Below are 16,847 nucleotides of genomic sequence, written 5' to 3' on the forward strand. Positions count from 1 at the left end.
CTACTTTCCCATCGCACGACGGCAATTCTCTGGCTTCCAGTTTATTTAAGCCGTATTGGCTGCCGGCTCAACCGAATAAGCCTAAAAAATAGGTAATCCCAACCGGACAGCGCAAGGTTCGACCTCGCTGCCCGGTTTTTGCTTTTTTGAGAGTGGAAGGTTAGGGTGCATGTTATTACTATAAAGGGAAAAGAGGGATTTGAGCTGGAGATCAAGCTGTGGCCGGACGATCTGGCAGGAATTGCGACGATGCTGTTAAGCTGGGGCATACTGATAGGACTCGTGCTTCGCCGGTATCGTCGGCAATCGTCCGAGCGTCCGGCTCTATGGAGAGCGCTGCTCGTCGCGTGCATCAGTCTGTTTTCGTTCTCTATTAGTTTTCCTTTGGGAGGCTATGTCGCAAAGCTGGCGATCGTGCCAATTGGCGTGTGGCTGGTCTATTTATTCCTGCCTTGGGCATCCAGGATCCGATATCGTTCGTATGCTTGGACAGGCTTTTGGTGCAATTATGTTTTTCTTGTTATTGGACTGCTCGGGTTTTGGGGTCATGAGCTTGTTTATCCCAAGGATCAACTATCCACTTATTTGTCCAAGATCGATCATGCACGAATCGTCGGCATCCATCCATCCGCGGAGGAGGGCGTGTCGTTGCATGAAGCCCGGTTCAAGGAGCTTATTGATGACTTGAAGCCGCAGCGGCAATTCGAAGAGTCGCTGGATTGGTATTACGAGGCTCGCGACCAAGGCAAGGAGTTTTATCCTTACGCTTTATTGGGAGCAGAGCCAAAGCGGGGCAGCGGCATTCGTTATGAGGCGTACATCAAGTCGGACGGCTTGGGGCTCATTATTGCTCGGGACAATCAATATTACTATTATGAATCGAAGACGCCTTTACTCCAGTGGACGGACGGAAGAGGAGGGAGCCATTGATGAAGCGAGCGATCATTGCGGCTATCCTCGTGCTTGCCGCCGGTTCGTTTATTTTCTGGAAATGGATCGGGATCGGGCCGACGCCGATGAGCGACAAAGAGCTGGCCGCACGGATGATTAATGAGTTGAATGAACGGGCGGACGTCTCGGAGGTGCAGGACATTGTCATGCTGGACAGCCGGCATCTGTTCGTGCCGTTCGTGTCGACAAACGGGGATTACGGTATGAGCTTCTGGGTGTGGGATCGGTTCGATTGGGAGATTCGATCCATCGATAGCGACGGCAACCCTCAAATGTGGCATTTAAGAGAGGACGATCCCTCCAAACAATATTTGGTGTGGAACCTTGCCCCGGAATCCAAGGTAGAAGAGCTCGACTTCTATCTGATTCGCAATCGGAATGCGGGACGATCGGACGGCAACGATTTTTACAGCCCGCGCGTACAGATGGAGAAGGGCGTCAGTTTGCAAGATCAGCGTTACGGAGTCAGCCGTATCCCGGACGATTGGATAGATATTCAGAAGTCGGTTCCAAAACAGCAGGGGACGGGAGGCACGTTAGGCATATGGGAATGGAGCCGGACTGGCGTGAAGGACTTTCGAATCGGATACGTGCCCACGCTTAGCGGCGAACGGGAGGCGACGAATAATTCGAGCACGTGGTCGTCGACTTATGGAAATATCCATCTCAGTTATATCTTCCCCTTGAATGAAGACGAATTGGAACATCCGTGATGACAAGCTTCGACAACGATGAATCGAATTATACAGCTATTAATCATAAATACAGCCGGCAAGTAAAGCGATTCGAGAAATGAACAGTTTCGCTTCGCGGCGCGGTTGTTGCACGATAGAAGGGCGGGAATGAAGGAGAGTTTGCCGGATTCCCGCCCTATTCTATCTGCAAGAGAAAGAAAGATAATAGTTGGATCGCGCGGATGGGGCGGCACCCGGAGTTACATACGAGCAAAATAAGCAGACTCGTCTTGGCTAGGGCTAGATTGGCAAGGTGATGACAAGGAGGTGAGGCCGACAGCGGCGGCAATAGAGAATCATCACGGATTGTATACTTCACGATCAGGGTAGAGAGCAGGAATCATTCTGAGTGGAAGCCAATCTAAACAAAGCGAGGGATTACTTATGACAGCGATCATTCAACGACCGAGGCTGAAGCTGCGCCTATTCAGCGCTTTATGCGCCATGTCGATGCTGCTGCCGGCGCTGCCGACGCCGATCGCGCATGCCGCGACGTTCGACGTAACGAGTTACGGAGCCGCAGGCAACGACACGGTTTCCGACAGCGCGGCCTTTCAGGCAGCGGTCGACGCGGCATCCAGCGGCGACACGGTATTCATTCCCGCAGGCACGTATTATTTAACAAGCGCGGTCAGCGGCAAGTCCGGCGTAAAAATTACGGGCGCGAACAGAGACACGACGATCGTCAAATACAATTCGACCACGGCAAATACGTTTTTCTCCTTGTACAATCTGACGGGTGCGGAAGTGTCCAACATGACGCTCGACGCGAACAACAGCACGGTGCCCCAATCGGTCGTCGTCTCGGAGAACGGCAGCGGCAACAAGATGCTGAATCTGAACGTCAAAGACATGGCCATGTCTTCGGGCTTCGGACCATTCGCACTGTACGGCATCAACACCGACAATCTTGTCGTGAAAGACAACGTGATCACGAACACCGGCGTGAATTCCGACTGGGGCGGCGGCGTCCGCATCGGGTGGGGCTCGGACAATGCGCTCGTCGAGAACAACGTCATCCATCTGACGGGACGCGGCGGCATTTTCCTAAACGACGACAGTCCGGGAGCCGTCATTCGCAGCAACACGGTGACCGGCACGGGCAAGAAAATGGAAGGTCTGGGCATCGAGCTTCATACAAACGTCGACAACTCCATCATCGAGAACAACAACGTCGACCACTGGATCAGCGCCGTACGCTCCGCGTATATCGCTGTGCGGAATAACGTCGTCAGGGCGACGGACGGCTCGGTCGGCAACATGGGCCTGGAGGTCATGGTCGACCACGGCGTGACAAGCGGCAACCTCGTCGACGGCGGCCAGCAGGTCGGCATCCAGCAATCGCCGGGTACGGGCTACCAGCTCTGGAATTACAACACGATCCAGAACATGGTCATGTGGGGCATGCAGTTGCAGGGCGAGGGCACGGGACAGACGGAGCAATTCCAATATTTCTACAAAAATACGTTCGAAGACGGTCCCATCGGCCACCCGTCCGCGGCTTATCCCGGTTATGACGGCAACGCGGTCCGCATCCACGGCAACACGCAGAACATCACGTTCGACAGCAATATCATTCGCGACAACGGCAGAAAAGCGATCGAGATTACGACGGCAGGCGGCACGGATCGCCTGAGTTTCGTGAACAACACGATTACCGGCAACGGCGGTCCTTCCATCGATCAATATCCGTCGTCCGCGTCGCATCTGGAGTGGAGCGGCAATACGGTCAGCGGAAACGGCACGAATACGCAATTGACGAGCCGCGGCTTCAGCGATCCGAAGCCGGTAGCCAATTTCACGGCGCCGCTTACGGTACAGCTGGGACAGCCGGTCACATTCACGAACACGTCCACGGACAACGGCACGATCGTCGAGAACCTGTGGGATCTGGGCGAGGGCCTGCCCGTCACGACGGTCAGTCCGACATACACGTACCAGAAACCGGGTACGTACCAGGTCATTCTCGGCGTATGGGATAATGGCGGACGCGCGCATGTAAAGGAACAGACGATCACGGTCGTAGCCGGCCCGCCGGACACGACCGCGCCTACGACGCCGACGAATCTGACCTCGCCTTCGAAGACGAACACGAGCGTTACGCTGACGTGGACGGCATCGACGGATAATGTCGGTCTGGCCGGTTACGAAATCTACGCGAACGGCGGCCTCGTCGGCACGACGATCGGCGGCAGCACGACCTCCTTCAACGTGACGGGATTATCCCCGAACACGGCTTACAGCTTTACGGTCAAGGCGAAGGATACATCCGGCAACCTTTCGGCGGCAAGCTCGGCGCTCAGCGTCACGACGGATTCCACGCCGGTGCCGGTATGGGAGCTCTGCGCGGGCGAGAACAACTGGTGCAGCTTCACGGGCACGAAGGAAGTGCGCTACGGGGCAGGCAGCAACTGGAATTACGGCACGTACACGAACGGCGTCATGTGCTCCAACAATACGTTTGGAGACGCGGCGCCCGGCCAATACAAATCCTGTTTCGTGAACATGGCGACTGGCGGAGGCGGAGGCGGGGATACGCAAGCTCCGAGCATTCCGACGGGATTGACATCTCCTTCGAAGACGGCAAGCAGCGTAAGCTTATCGTGGACGGCGTCCACGGATAACGTAGGCGTGACGGGCTACGAGATTTACAACGGATCGGCATTGGCAGGCACGACGACTGGCGCAACGAGTTACACCGTGACGGGGTTGTCGGCCAGCACGGCCTACAGCTTCACGGTGAAGGCGAAGGACGCGGCGGGCAACATGTCCGCGGCAAGCTCCGCGCTGAGCGTCACGACGAATGCTTCTGGCGGAACGACGCCGACCGGTTCCATTACTCGCGAATATTGGACGGGAATCACGGGACCGACGGTGGCGAGCATTCCTTTGTCGACGACGCCTTCGGGCACCAGCTCGCTTACAAGCTTCCAGGCGCCGTCGAACTGGGGCGACAATTACGGTACGCGCATTCGCGGCTATATCGTGCCGACGGTGACGGGCACGTTCCAATTCTCAGTCGCGGGCGACAACAACAGCGTGCTGTACCTCAGCACGGACAATACGCCTGGCAACAAAGTGCAGATCGGCGAAGTCGTCGACTGGGTGAACGAGCTAAGCTTTACGCAGAATCCGGGCCAACAATCCGGCTCGATCACGCTGACCGCGGGTCAACGCTATTACGTCGAGGTGCTGCACAAGGAAGAGGGCGGCGGCGACCATCTCGCGGTAGGTTGGAAGACGCCGGGCAGCTCCACCTTCGCGGTTATCGACGGCGCGTATCTGGCTCCGTTGGAGTAGGCGAACTGTAGCGTCATCCTTTACTGAATGCTCGGGTTGAGTGGAGAACGGAACAGGGGGATGGCAGCATCCTAAACCGACTCCGAGCCGCATGCTAAGCCACATGCCAAGCCACATGCTAAGCCACATGCCAAGCCGCATGCCGAGCCGCATACTAAGCCCGCATGTAGAGCCGCATACCGAGCCGCATGCTAAGCCGCATGCCAAGCCGCATGCTAAGTCGAACGCGTGACCGACAAGCGGAAAAACGCCATCTACAAGCGGAAAAACGCCATCTAATTGCTGTGATTTTCCATGGATTGGAGGATTAAAGGGAATATCGCCCTCTAATTGGTCCAATTGACGTAGTGGAGCTCAATTTTAGCGGATTTAGAGGGATGTTTTCCATCTATTGTTGGCAGGGGAGGCATTCCGGCATAATTAAAGGGAGAAAACACCATTAGTAACGTCACCTCAAACGTAAAAGCATCTCCACCGGTCTCTTCAGGACTCGGCGGAGATGCTTTTTTACATGAGATGCGTTTTTATTTCGCGCCAGCTCCATACGCCGAACTTGCTCGAGTGCGGTGAACGCGGATGGATACTCGCGATTGACTCTGCCTACTTGATCACGCCGCAAGCGATACGCGCTCCGGAATTGCCCGCAGGGTCGGTCGCGTAATCGTCCGCTTTTTCGTGGATGATCAGGGAGGCGCCATCCGCCTTCACAATGGAGTTGGGGTGGCCGGGCTGGAGCGTCACGACGGCCGTCGTGATATCAATGGCGACTTTGCCGTTCGCGTCGACCTCGATATTAGGCAGATCGCCTTCGTGGAAGCCCTTCGGATTGTTGAAGCCATGCTGCTTCCCTTGCGGGTTAAAATGGTCGCCTGCCGATTTGAAGTCCGGCGCTTCGCATTTGCCGAATTGGTGAATATGGATGCCGTGTTTGCCTGGCGTCAGCTTCTCCGCTTCCAGGTGGATAACGACTTTGTCGCCTTTTTGCGTCAATACGGCTTGACCGATCGTCTGTCCCTCGGTATTGATGAGCGAGATCGCTTCGCTTGGCGCCTCGCCGCCTTCTCCCGCGTTCGCGGCCGCTTCATGCGCCCCAGGATGCAAGATAAGCATCAGCGCCGTTGCTATTGCCAATAGATTCATGTGTACCTCCGCATACGAGTCGTAGTATCTGCCGCAGGTGTCCAACATACGCCTTGAAGTTCGCGGCAGCCTACCTAGTATGCGCAAAAAAATGGAAACTATTCTCAACGCCCGCAGACAGCGCATGCATCGAATTAGAAGTCAAAGTTGTCCGGGTCCGGTCCCACTCGGCGATTCTCATTAAGCGCATCGATCGCGTCCATCTCTTCCTGCGAGAGGGAGAAGTCGAACAGATCTCCATTCTGGGCAATCCGGACGGGTTTGGTCGACTTCGGTATCGTCACGACGCCATGCTGCAAGTCCCAGCGCAAAATGACCTGCGCAACCGATTTTTCGTGCCTCTCGGCGATCTGCGCCAAAGTTTCGTTTTGCAGAAGCTGCCCCTGCATGAGCGGCGACCATGCTTCAAGCTGAATGCCTTTTTCGCGTGTATAGGCGAGGAGCTCCTTTTGCGTCAGGCGTGGATGGAATTCCACTTGATTGATGACGGGCTTGAGCTCGGCCGAGTCCATCAAATCCCGCAAATGTTGGGTCTGAAAGTTGCTCACGCCGATGGCTTTGACCCGACCGTCCTTGTACAGCTCCTCCATGGCGCGCCAGGTGTCCTTGTATTTGCCCTCGACGGGCCAATGAATCAGATACAGATCCAGGTAGTCCAGACCAAGCTTGCCCAGACTCGTCTCGTAAGCGGCTATCGTTGCCTCGTAGCCCATGTCGGCCGTCCATACTTTGGAGGTAATGAACAATTGGTCGCGCGTCAGGTTGTTTTCGGCGAGCGCTTGGCGAATGCCTTCGCCAACGCTGGTTTCATTGCCGTAGATGGCGGCGGTGTCGATGCTGCGGTAACCTTGACGGACGGCGGAACGAATGGCGTCGACGAGCTCCTGGCCTTCTTCCACCTGGAAGACGCCAAGACCTACCCACGGCATGGAGATGCCGTTATGAAGCGTTATTGTGCTTTGAAGCGACGTGGCTGGTTGCTGCGATTGGTTTGCAATAGTCATTTGTATAAGCCTCCAATTTATCAATAGTCTAGTTTTTCCGTCCGAGACGGATTGATACGCCGGCAAGCAACACGGCGATGAGAACCATAATGCCGCCAACCCATGGCGTGTGACGCAAGCCGATACTGTCTACGACGATGCCGCCGGTAATGGAGCCGATAGCGATGCCGACATTAAATGCCGCAATGTTCAGCGCCGAAGCTACATCGACGGCCGACGGTACATAGCGCTCAGCCAATTGGACAATGTATAGCTGCAGACCGGGCACGTTCATAAACGCGAACAATCCCATCAGACCAATGGCGATTAGTCCGGCGACTTGATAGGGAATCATAAAGGACATTGCGACGAGTACGAGCGTCTGAATGACGAACATCCGGAACAGCGCTCCTATGGGATTGCGGTTCGCCCATCTGCCGCCTATCTCGTTGCCGATGGCGACCGCGATTCCGTAGACCAGCAGCACAAGTCCCACTGTGCCTGGCTTCAGATGCATGACATCTTGCAGGATCGGGGTCAAATAGGTAAAAGCGACGAACGTGCCGCCGTATCCCAAAGCGGTGATGGCTAAGCCGAGCAGCAGACTGCGGTTCGCAAGGATGCGCAGCATATCGGCAAACTTGGAAGGCGGCGATTGTTTGAGGCTGGCCGGAAGCAGCTTGGCAATGGCGAGCAGGCTGATTATACCGAGAATGGCTACACCCCAAAATGTAGAGCGCCAGCCGAATGACTGGCCGATATAAGTGCCTAACGGCACGCCGGTCACGGTGGCGATCGTTAACCCCGTAAACATCAGCGCGATCGCGCTGGCTTGTTTCTCTTTGGGCACGAGTTGGACGGCAATCGTTGAGCCGATGGAGAAGAAGACGCCGTGCGAAAACGCGGTAATGAACCGTGCGACCATAAGCAGCGCGAAAGAGGTCGATAATGCGGCCACGACGTTGCCCACGATGAAGACAAACATTAGCGTCATTAGCAATGTTTTGCGATTCATGCGGTTCGTTAACGCCGTTAAGATAGGGGCGCCCACGGCCACCCCGATGGCGTAGCCGGAAATAAGCAGACCCGCAAGCGTGATGCCGATATCCAAATCGCCGGCAATGGATGCAAGCAGTCCGACGGGGACGAACTCCGTCGTTCCGATTCCGAACGCGCTGACGGCCAGAGCGAACAGAGCCAGCGCTCCCGAAGACTGCTTGCTTTTCGTTACCGAGGACTCCCGGACAACGGATTGTGCCATATCTATGTTCCCTCCCAGGAATAAGTGTAATTCGCAGCGACTAATGTGCGTTCATCATCACGTGAGCTGCTTGTGCAGTTCGCTGCATGGATGTTAGTATAAGCCTAACAGTATGCTTTGGTAAGTACGTACTTAAAAGTGCTATAGGCACTAAAAAGTACCCTGCCAAGAGTGAAAGGGGAGGAATCAAGATGCCCTACAATATTCCGGTCGAGGCGACGCTCGATGTGATCGGGGGAAAGTGGAAGGTTGTTATTTTGTGCCATCTGGACAAAGGGGATAAGCGGACCAGCGAGCTTCGCAAACTGATGCCGAATATTACGCAAAAGATGCTGACCCAGCAGCTGCGCGAGCTGGAGGACGACGGCATGGTAAAGCGGACGGTCTATGATCAGGTGCCGCCCAAGGTCATCTATTCGTTGACGGAGTATGGCTGGTCGTTCAAGCCTATTCTGGACGCTATGTGTTCCTGGGGAGAGACGCATATGGAGGCGAACAATCTAGAGTAAAAAACCGCGCGTGATTCGCGCGGTCTTGTTACGCAAATGGAGCAAAGAGCTAATGGGGCAAAGAGGTTTGCCCGTCGCCCTCTTGTATTATGTGGCTGCGTTACGAGCGCGTTTTTGCATGTTGTGCACGCCCATGACGACCGCGATCAACTCGTAATCGTCAAGCTGAGGTGATCCATTAAGGAGTCGGAAGGCGCCTGCCTGGAGCCAGTTGCTAACCCTCTGGAAGGTAGCGACCGTGGACTCCCTTTCATCCAGAATCGTATATTCCTGCGAGAAGGCGGGAGCCTCGATCTGATAGACTCCCCGATGTCCGGCATCGTATTCGTAACGTTTGCTGAACATGGAGAAACGGGCTCTCAACACGCCAATCTCGTTACCTGCGCCGTCCAACACCTCCCACTTATTGGAGAAAAATCGGAATTTCCCCGAATAACTCAATCGCGAATCATCCCGATAGATCGACAATGTTGCAGTCAGCATGCTCTCCAGATCCATCCTGCCTACCGACATCCCACCCTCGTTCATAATATCCGTTGTCCCCGCGCTGAAGAAACGATCGCTGAAATAAAGTTCCATATACATGCCGCCTTTCCCATGTTTTTCAGGTGATAAGTTATACGGCGAGTAAGGCGGGGATGTTTCGAATTGGTCTTTGGCGCTGAGCCCTTAAGAAACGTATCCGCAAGACTGGCCCTCCACCAAACGGACTTCTAGCAACGTAGAAAGATTAATGGGTTCCTCATGTAAAATATAGCGTGCCATGTGCTGGGCTGCAATATCGCCTAATTTTTCGAATTGCGTATCCACATGCGTCAATTTATAAGGCAAAATATGTCCCCAACCGTTTTGAACGCCACTGATGATGGATAGGTCTTCGGGAATACGAAGATTCAATTCGTCGGCCGCTTTCTTGACTCCGACAGCTAGCAGATCGTCCGCAGTGAAAATAGCTGTAGGGCGGTTCTCCGTTTGCAAAAGTTTTAGCGCTTCGATATAGCCGCATTCCAACGTCAGATTCGTCTCTGCTTCCAAAATTTCAAGCTCAGGGAAAGATCGGGAAATGGCAGTTACACCCTCGCGGAGGTCGATCGAAAGCGTCATATTGGAAGGCCCATTCAGAAAACCGATCCGTCGATGCCCAAACTGTATTAAATGCTCTACTGCTATTGTACCGGCTTTAACGTTATCAACATCCACGTAGGGAATTTGTGCAGTAAGGATACCTGGCCGACCGACTATGATGAACGGAATTTTCTCTGATAGAAGATAAATTAATTCTTCGTTACTGACTGAGGGACAAGTTAAGATCAGCCCCCCGACTTGCCGCTCTTTGAACAACTTTACGAACAACTGGCTGGAATCCTCTCGCGACATGGACGTAAACATCTGCATAATCAAATTATTCTGAGAACAAAACTGGCAGATGGTGGCCGAAAGGGTGGAAAAAAACAGACTTTGTTTGACCTGATCGCTCGAGAACGGCATAAAAAGACCAATCGATCGCGCTTTATTGTTGACAAGAAGACGTGCGGTTATATTTGGATGATAATCGAGCGCATTGATGGCGCGTTGAACTTTGTCCAACGTTTTTTTGCTGACCAGCTCAGGGGTGTTAATCGTTCTGGAAACCGTTTGCGCCGAAACGCCAGCCAATTTGGCAACGTCGGTAATTGTACTAGCCATTCGTGGAAACCCCAATCTATATTTGGTATCGTTAACATTTGTATTTAAACGTGTTGCATTTCTTTACTAAGCTTATGCGTTATGGCGTAAAAATACAAGTCTTTGGGAGAATAATCATTTGAATTTTCTGTTCTAAATGTTATGTTGAGAATATTGACAACGCTTTCTGCTGCTGATATGATCAATCCAGTGTTAACGTTAACATTTTAATCAATTGAGAAGGAGAGGCAGCAAAGAGCGACAGTAATTGATCAGTATCATACCAGGCAACAAAGAAAAGATTGACAAGAGACACAATTCATAAGGGGATGATAGCCAATGAAAAAGTCCAGCACAGTTTGTTTGATGTTAGCGCTGATCGTGACGACTTTGTCCGCATGCAGCGGTAATTCCGGTTCTAGCGGAACTCCGACTCCGTCCGAGACCTCCGCTTCGCCCGTCAGTTCGGCGCCTGTTGCCTTTACAGTCGTTCATAATCAAGGCGAATACGCATGGCCCTCCTACGAAAAGATTGTAGCCGGTTACAATGAAAAGTCCGGGAATAATGCCACCTTGAAGTACATTCCGGCGCAGGAATCGGAGAGCTGGCTGCAAGCCCAATTCATCGCTCGTTCCGAGCCTGAAGTTGTAAGCGGTACCTCGAAGTTTGCTGACGCATATAAGAACGGCTGGATTGTCGATCTGCTGCCTTATTTGGACGAAGTCAGCCCTTACACGAACAAGCCATGGAAAGAATCGTTCCTTCCCGGGCTGATCGAGTCAGCGACGGATATGACCGATGCGAATAACCCCCGCCTGTTCGGCATTCCGACGCAGGTCGTCACGGTGAACTTGTATTACAACAAGGATATTTTCAATGAAATCGGCGTTACGCAGCCACCAGCCACTATTTCGGAATTCCTTGAAGTCGCGCAGAAAGCAAAGGATGCGGGCTATATCCCGTTCAGCATTCAAAATTCCATGGATTGGAACCTGGGTTGGCTGGCTTCTGACGTATTCGGCTACTTGTGGAAATCGCGCTTGGCCGAACTGGATACGAACGGTTCCGGCAAAGTGGAACCGAAGGAATGGGCAGAAGCCGTCCTTGCGGACAAAGTGACGAAGGACAGCCCGGAATTGAGAGAATACTTGCGGCTAATGAACGACTTGAAACCTTTCTTTAACGAAGGCTTCAACAGCGCTAGCTGGGAGTTTGAGGGGATATTCAACGACGGAAAATCCGCGATGGTGCTTAACGGCAGCTGGTATCCGAATCAACATCAGCAAGGTAGCTACCCGGTCAATTATGGCGTGGCGCCGATGCCTTATCTGGACACTGCTTATTCGGAGTTCGGTCAAGATGTCCGCTATAAATACAAGATCGGTTCGACGCCGAGCTTTGCCGTCAGCCGAAACGCAAAAGACAATAAGGCGGAAGGTGCGTCTGTTGAATTCTTGCAATACTTGACTGCCCCCGATGGAGGGGCCAAGGTGCTCGCCGAGGATCTTAACCTCATTCCGGTCGTATCGGGCGTTGAAGTTCCTGAAATTTTGAAGCCCATCGTAGAGTCCTTCGGCAATGACGAGAATATGGGTTTCCACGCCCATGAATTCACACCGGAGCAAAAAGACAGATGGTTGAAGAAACAGCAGGAATTTTTGGCGGGCAAGGTGACGGCGGATGAATTCTTGAAGGACTTTGGAAAAGACTTGAAAAAGTTCGCTGAAGAAGCCGTCAAAAATCATCCGGAATGGAACGCTGCGCAGTAATATTTTGAACTTGGGATCGTTTCCGGCGCGATCGGCAGATGTATGGTATGCCGATCGCGCCGGATTAGGACGAGGAGGCAGTCATGAGCAAGACGATGCGCTATATGTGGCTTTACGCTTGTCTATTTCCTACTTTTTTCTTTGTCGGCTTGTTCCTGTTATACCCGACTGTAGAAGCTTTCAGAATGTCGTTTCTGGACTGGAACATGACCAATTATTTGAATCCGACATTCGCTGGCATGGATAATTATGTCGAATTGTTGCAGGATCCCATCTTCCGAAGCAGTTTTATTATTCTGCTGGCCTTTCTGTTGTGGAACATTATCATCCTGCAAGGCGCATCCATCTTGGGGGCGTACCTGATCAACTACCTGGGCAATACCGGATTGGCCGGATTTTTTAAAGTTTCCTTCACGATTCCGATGGTGCTTCCGGGCATGGTCACAACGATGTTTTGGCTTTTCTTCTACGAACCTGGAAACGGGATGCTTAATCATATGCTCGGCTTGCTGGGTTTGGAAAATTGGCAAAAAATTTGGCTGGGCGATAGCCAATTAACGGCGATGTTGTCCATCATGATGAAAGGATTTCCGTGGGTAAGCGGACTGGGATTCCTTATCTATTTGGCCGGATTTCAAAATATCGACGAGTCTTTAAGAGAAGCAGCCAGAATAGACGGCGCCTCTGCATGGAAAATCTTCTGGACCGTGGACTTGCAATTGATTTTGCCGCAAATCAGATTGACGACTGTATTGGTATTAATCGGCGGAACGCAACAGTTCAGCGATCAGCTTATCATGACCAAGGGCGGTCCGGGTTACGACACAATGGTTCCTGGATTGTACATGTTTAATAACGCATTTACTTACGGCAAGCTCGGAACCGGTTCGGCAATCGGCGTCATTCTATTCGTGATTACGCTTGGATTGACCTTGCTGAATATGAAGTTTATGCGGGAAAAGAGGTAACGCAGATGAATAGCCAAAGATTTTCGCGCATCATTGTCATTGTGTTCCTGTTCGCGTTGTTGTTTTTCACACTGTTCCCCATGTATTTCATGCTCGTAACGGCGTTCAAAACGAATTATCAGTTATCGATCAATTATTTTGGACTTCCTTTGACCCCGCATGTGGAATTTATCATCGATGCAGCATCCAAAATCGGCGTTTATTTAAAGAATTCTTTAGTTGTTTCCGGGGGCACGGTCATTGGCGTTTTGGCTGTTTCCAGTCTTAGTGCGTATGTGTTCGCGCGATTCGATTTTCCGCTTAAATCTGCTCTGTTTATGATATTGTTGTCTTTCTTAATGATACCGGGCATTCTTACGCTCATCCCGCAGTTCGTTCTGGTCACGAATTTGAATTTGATCAATAGTCCATGGGCGGCGATTCTTCCTTATATCGCAAGCGGGCAGTTGGTCGTCATTTTTGTGTTTCGCACCTTTTTTGAGGAAATTCCCAGAGAACTCACCGAGAGCATCCGAATGGACGGGGGCAGCGAGCCGGTTGTCTTTTTCCGGTTGGTGTTGCCGCTTGCGTTTCCGATTTTTTTATCGATGGGTCTAGTGAATATCTTGTCGACATGGAACGATTTCATCTGGCCGTTGCTGGTCCTTTCCGATCAATCCATGTTAACCGTCACCGTAGGCTTATATCGGTTCATGGATCCGCAGCAGATCATTTACGGCTCGATGTTCTCCGGGATGACACTCGCCTCGATCCCGCTTATGGTATTGTTCTCCTTTACAATGAAATACTTTGTTCAAGGCATGACATCTGGTGCTGTAAAAGCATAAGAAGCAGGGGGAAAGACTGTTTATATGAGCACATACAAATCGATACATTTAGTTGCCCACACCCACTGGGACAGGGAATGGTATTTGCCGTTTGAAACTTTCCGGTTTCGGCTTGTCGGTCTGATCGACCGTCTGCTGCGCACGATGGACGAAGACAAGGAATATCGCTTTCATTTCGACGGTCAAGTTATAGCTTTGGAGGATTACCTTGAAATAAGACCGGAGCGTCGGGCCGATCTTGAACGGTTCATTCGCGAAGGTCGATTGACCATCGGTCCGTGGTACGTGCTTGTGGACGAGTTTCTCGTCAGCGGGGAATCCATGATTCGCAATCTGGAGGAAGGAAGGCGAATCGGCTCGTCATTTGGACCGATGTTGGAGGTCGGCTACTTGCCGGACACATTCGGCCACATTGCCCAAATGCCTCAATTGTTGAAGGAATACGGGTTTGAGTACGCTCTCATCTGGCGTGGCTTAAACGGAACTCCCGAACAAGTGCCAACCGAATTCGAATGGGAGAGCCCGAGCGGGCATCGGGTCAAGACCGTACACCTGTCACACATGTACGGATATACGAGTGCCATGAACTTGCCTGTCGACCAGGAGCAGGCCGAGGAGCGGCTGCGAGAGCTGATTGGCCATATCGGTCCGTATGCAAAGAGCGGTCATGTGCTGTTGATGAATGGCTTCGATCATATGGAGCCGCAGCGGCATATTACAGCAATGATCGACCAATGGAACACAAAGCCGAATGAATCTCCGATGAAATTCTCTTCTATTGAAGGCTACGTTCGAGACTGCTTTGGCGAATTGCCGAAGGTTCCGGTGTTGGGCGGAGAATTCAGACGTACGAGCCATACGCCTGGGGGCGTAATTAACACGATCATTCCGAACGTGCTTTCGGCCAGAGTGTATCTCAAACAGCAGAACGCGACCGTGCAAAATTTGCTGGAACGATTGGTCGAGCCTTTGGAGGCGTTGGCGCTCGCAGCCGGGGACGGGCATCATCCGGCCTTTGTCCGGCAAGCCTGGAAATACGTTTTGCAGAATCATCCCCATGACAGCATCTGCGGCTGCAGCATCGACGATGTCCATGACGAAATGGAGACGCGTAACCGCAAAGCCGGTCATATCGGCGAGCAACTGGTCACGGAGACGCTTGCGCGGATGTCCGACAAAGTCGCTCTGTCGTGGCTGCCACCGGGTGGCAATCCGGTGCTGCTGTTCAATCCGTTGCCCTGGCGCAGGGACGCGCTAACCGAAATCGAACTTGACGCGGATGACGCCACGCTATACAGATCTGTTAAAGTCACGGACGAGGCCGGCGAATCGTACGAGGCGGAAATCGTCGAATACGAGAAGGTTTGTCCGATCGAAACCGATTCGTTGCGGTATCCGCTGGGCAAGGGAGAGACTTACAGACATAAAGTCCGCATTTTCGTTCGCAATTTGCCGCCGCTCGGCTATAAGACGATTGCCGCTCAACTGCGAAAAATACCGGAATTTGCGCACATCCCGGCGAGGGCGACCTCCAATTCCATTGAAAACGAGTTCGTTCGGATTACGGCAGAACCTGACGGAACCTTGACCTGGACCGATTTGGAGACCGGAGAGCATTTTCGTGGTCTGCATCGATTCGAGGACAGCGGCGACGTTGGCGACGAATATTTGTACTCCCGCCCGCTGCTAAACGAACATTTCACGTCCGCGACGGTCCGAAGCATTCGCGTATCGGGAGAAGGCCGCGGATGGCAGCGTTTGACCGTTTCCTATGAGCTGCTCGTACCGCGCTCGGCGGAACCGGATGCGAGAAGGAGAAGTTCGGATTTGGTTGCGCTGGACATCCGGACAGAAGTGACGCTAGTGTCGCGCAGCCGCACCGCGTCGGTCCAAACGACGGTGGATAACCGCGCGCTTGACCATCGCTTGCGTCTGTTGTTTCCGATGAAGAAAGGGGAACGGCCGATTCAGGCCGGAGGCGCGTTCGATGTTTCGGAACGGCCGGACCGCGTGCAGCAGCCCCCAATGGACGTCTGGGTGGAAAATGAACCGACGACTTTTCCGTTCCAGCATTACGTGTTTGCCGACCATGGTGAAACCAGAACGATCGTTAACGCGCATGGACTCCATGAATACGAATGGATTCCTTCCGACCGCGCGGCTGATGAAGGGACGTTGGCGATTACCCTGTTGCGGAGCGTTGCCTATCTCGGCGGCGGTGATCGCGGGATGGCGACGACCAATCGTCCCGGCCCCGGATTAAAGACTCCGGGAGGACAAGTACAAAGGGTGCTGACCTTCCATTATGGTCTTACCGTCGATCGTCAGGATCGCGCTATCGCGCCTTGGCGCGTGGCGGATGAACAGGCCATTTCGGTTCAAAGTCGGGGTATCCGCATTCCGGATCCAAGTGAGGAAGCCGTTCCAGCGATAGCGGAATATCGACAAAGCGGACAGCGCGGTTGGTTGGAGATCGACAATGCGCTATTGCATGTCACCAGCCTGCGTCCGGCTCCGGATGACCGGGAGGGCATCGAACTTCGGTTAGTCAACCTCGGAGAAACGGCTGCCAGCGGCTCCATCCGCGTCCGTCTGCCGATTCTTGGCGCTCATGCCATCGGGCTGAACGGCGAAGTACGCCGTGAGCTGACGTTGGAGACGGACGGCACCGATCGTTGTCTGACCTTAGAATTGAAACCTAAGGAAATTGTCACGATCCAATTCACGATAAAGGAATGA

The 16,847-nt window shown here is 52.9% G+C and carries 13 protein-coding genes; 8 read left to right on the forward strand and 5 right to left on the reverse strand.

Features of this window, described 5'->3' with window-relative positions:
• Positions 1-165: 165 nt before the first annotated feature.
• From PAT3040_RS01020 to PAT3040_RS01030, 3 genes are all read left to right on the forward strand, one after another.
• Positions 166-930 carry a hypothetical protein gene (locus PAT3040_RS01020; RefSeq protein ID WP_108991176.1) on the forward strand — a complete coding sequence of 255 codons (765 nt, stop codon included), beginning with the start codon at positions 166-168 and terminating at the stop codon, positions 928-930.
• Positions 930-1,664, forward strand: a complete 735-nt coding sequence (locus PAT3040_RS01025) for a hypothetical protein (protein WP_108991177.1) — start codon at positions 930-932, stop codon at positions 1,662-1,664. Before PAT3040_RS01020 ends, PAT3040_RS01025 begins: the two co-directional genes overlap by 1 nt.
• A 405-nt stretch (positions 1,665-2,069) precedes the next feature.
• Positions 2,070-4,985 carry a fibronectin type III domain-containing protein gene (locus PAT3040_RS01030; protein ID WP_108991178.1) on the forward strand — a complete coding sequence of 972 codons (2,916 nt, stop codon included), beginning with the start codon at positions 2,070-2,072 and terminating at the stop codon, positions 4,983-4,985.
• Between the two features lie 600 nt (positions 4,986-5,585).
• Here the strand turns inward: PAT3040_RS01030 and PAT3040_RS01035 are convergent.
• The 3 genes from PAT3040_RS01035 to PAT3040_RS01045 all read right to left on the reverse strand — a co-directional run bounded on the left by PAT3040_RS01035 (position 5,586) and on the right by PAT3040_RS01045 (position 8,369).
• Entirely contained in the window at positions 5,586-6,125 is a 540-nt protein-coding gene (locus PAT3040_RS01035; RefSeq protein WP_108991179.1) for a superoxide dismutase family protein, read from the reverse strand.
• A 134-nt stretch (positions 6,126-6,259) separates the two neighbouring features.
• Complete coding sequence (locus PAT3040_RS01040; protein ID WP_108991180.1) at positions 6,260-7,129, reverse strand: aldo/keto reductase; 870 nt, start codon at positions 7,127-7,129, stop codon at positions 6,260-6,262.
• A gap of 28 nt (positions 7,130-7,157) precedes the next feature.
• The gene (locus PAT3040_RS01045; protein WP_108991181.1) at positions 7,158-8,369 is read right to left on the reverse strand and encodes an MFS transporter; all 1,212 of its coding nucleotides are present in this window, start codon (positions 8,367-8,369) and stop codon (positions 7,158-7,160) included.
• Between the two features lie 191 nt (positions 8,370-8,560).
• Here PAT3040_RS01045 and PAT3040_RS01050 point away from each other — a divergent pair, with 191 nt between their 5' ends.
• Entirely contained in the window at positions 8,561-8,878 is a 318-nt protein-coding gene (locus PAT3040_RS01050) for a winged helix-turn-helix transcriptional regulator (protein ID WP_087569075.1), read from the forward strand.
• 87 nt (positions 8,879-8,965) lie between these two features.
• Here the strand turns inward: PAT3040_RS01050 and PAT3040_RS01055 are convergent, their stop codons facing one another.
• Complete coding sequence (locus PAT3040_RS01055; RefSeq protein ID WP_108991182.1) at positions 8,966-9,457, reverse strand: LURP-one-related/scramblase family protein; 492 nt, start codon at positions 9,455-9,457, stop codon at positions 8,966-8,968.
• Positions 9,458-9,547: 90 nt separating this feature from the next.
• The gene (locus tag PAT3040_RS01060) at positions 9,548-10,564 is read right to left on the reverse strand and encodes a LacI family DNA-binding transcriptional regulator (RefSeq protein WP_087569073.1); all 1,017 of its coding nucleotides are present in this window, start codon (positions 10,562-10,564) and stop codon (positions 9,548-9,550) included.
• Between the two features lie 318 nt (positions 10,565-10,882).
• Between PAT3040_RS01060 and PAT3040_RS01065 the strand changes: the two genes are divergently transcribed.
• The 4 genes from PAT3040_RS01065 (at position 10,883) to PAT3040_RS01080 (ending at position 16,847) form a co-directional block, all read left to right on the forward strand.
• A complete protein-coding gene (locus PAT3040_RS01065) occupies positions 10,883-12,313 on the forward strand; it encodes an ABC transporter substrate-binding protein (protein ID WP_108991183.1) in 1,431 nt (476 codons plus the stop codon).
• A gap of 83 nt (positions 12,314-12,396) precedes the next feature.
• Positions 12,397-13,281, forward strand: a complete 885-nt coding sequence (locus tag PAT3040_RS01070; protein ID WP_108991184.1) for a carbohydrate ABC transporter permease — start codon at positions 12,397-12,399, stop codon at positions 13,279-13,281.
• A gap of 5 nt (positions 13,282-13,286) precedes the next feature.
• The gene (locus PAT3040_RS01075; RefSeq protein ID WP_087569070.1) at positions 13,287-14,108 is read left to right on the forward strand and encodes a carbohydrate ABC transporter permease; all 822 of its coding nucleotides are present in this window, start codon (positions 13,287-13,289) and stop codon (positions 14,106-14,108) included.
• 24 nt (positions 14,109-14,132) lie between these two features.
• The gene (locus PAT3040_RS01080) at positions 14,133-16,847 is read left to right on the forward strand and encodes an alpha-mannosidase (RefSeq protein WP_108991185.1); all 2,715 of its coding nucleotides are present in this window, start codon (positions 14,133-14,135) and stop codon (positions 16,845-16,847) included.

This window comes from Paenibacillus agaridevorans (assembly GCF_003112455.1).
GTDB lineage: Bacteria > Bacillota > Bacilli > Paenibacillales > Paenibacillaceae > Pristimantibacillus > Pristimantibacillus agaridevorans.

What these genes read in the sequence shown, in the direction of transcription:
- PAT3040_RS01035 (WP_108991179.1), bottom strand. Translation starts at nt 6,125, where the DNA reads ATGAATCTATTGGCAATAGCAACGGCGCTGATGCTTATCTTGCATCCT.
- PAT3040_RS01075 (WP_087569070.1), top strand. Translation starts at nt 13,287, where the DNA reads ATGAATAGCCAAAGATTTTCGCGCATCATTGTCATTGTGTTCCTGTTC.
- PAT3040_RS01080 (WP_108991185.1), top strand. Translation starts at nt 14,133, where the DNA reads ATGAGCACATACAAATCGATACATTTAGTTGCCCACACCCACTGGGAC.
- PAT3040_RS01025 (WP_108991177.1), top strand. Translation starts at nt 930, where the DNA reads ATGAAGCGAGCGATCATTGCGGCTATCCTCGTGCTTGCCGCCGGTTCG.
- PAT3040_RS01050 (WP_087569075.1), top strand. Translation starts at nt 8,561, where the DNA reads ATGCCCTACAATATTCCGGTCGAGGCGACGCTCGATGTGATCGGGGGA.
- PAT3040_RS01060 (WP_087569073.1), bottom strand. Translation starts at nt 10,564, where the DNA reads ATGGCTAGTACAATTACCGACGTTGCCAAATTGGCTGGCGTTTCGGCG.
- PAT3040_RS01040 (WP_108991180.1), bottom strand. Translation starts at nt 7,129, where the DNA reads ATGACTATTGCAAACCAATCGCAGCAACCAGCCACGTCGCTTCAAAGC.
- PAT3040_RS01055 (WP_108991182.1), bottom strand. Translation starts at nt 9,457, where the DNA reads ATGGAACTTTATTTCAGCGATCGTTTCTTCAGCGCGGGGACAACGGAT.
- PAT3040_RS01065 (WP_108991183.1), top strand. Translation starts at nt 10,883, where the DNA reads ATGAAAAAGTCCAGCACAGTTTGTTTGATGTTAGCGCTGATCGTGACG.
- PAT3040_RS01030 (WP_108991178.1), top strand. Translation starts at nt 2,070, where the DNA reads ATGACAGCGATCATTCAACGACCGAGGCTGAAGCTGCGCCTATTCAGC.
- PAT3040_RS01045 (WP_108991181.1), bottom strand. Translation starts at nt 8,369, where the DNA reads ATGGCACAATCCGTTGTCCGGGAGTCCTCGGTAACGAAAAGCAAGCAG.
- PAT3040_RS01070 (WP_108991184.1), top strand. Translation starts at nt 12,397, where the DNA reads ATGAGCAAGACGATGCGCTATATGTGGCTTTACGCTTGTCTATTTCCT.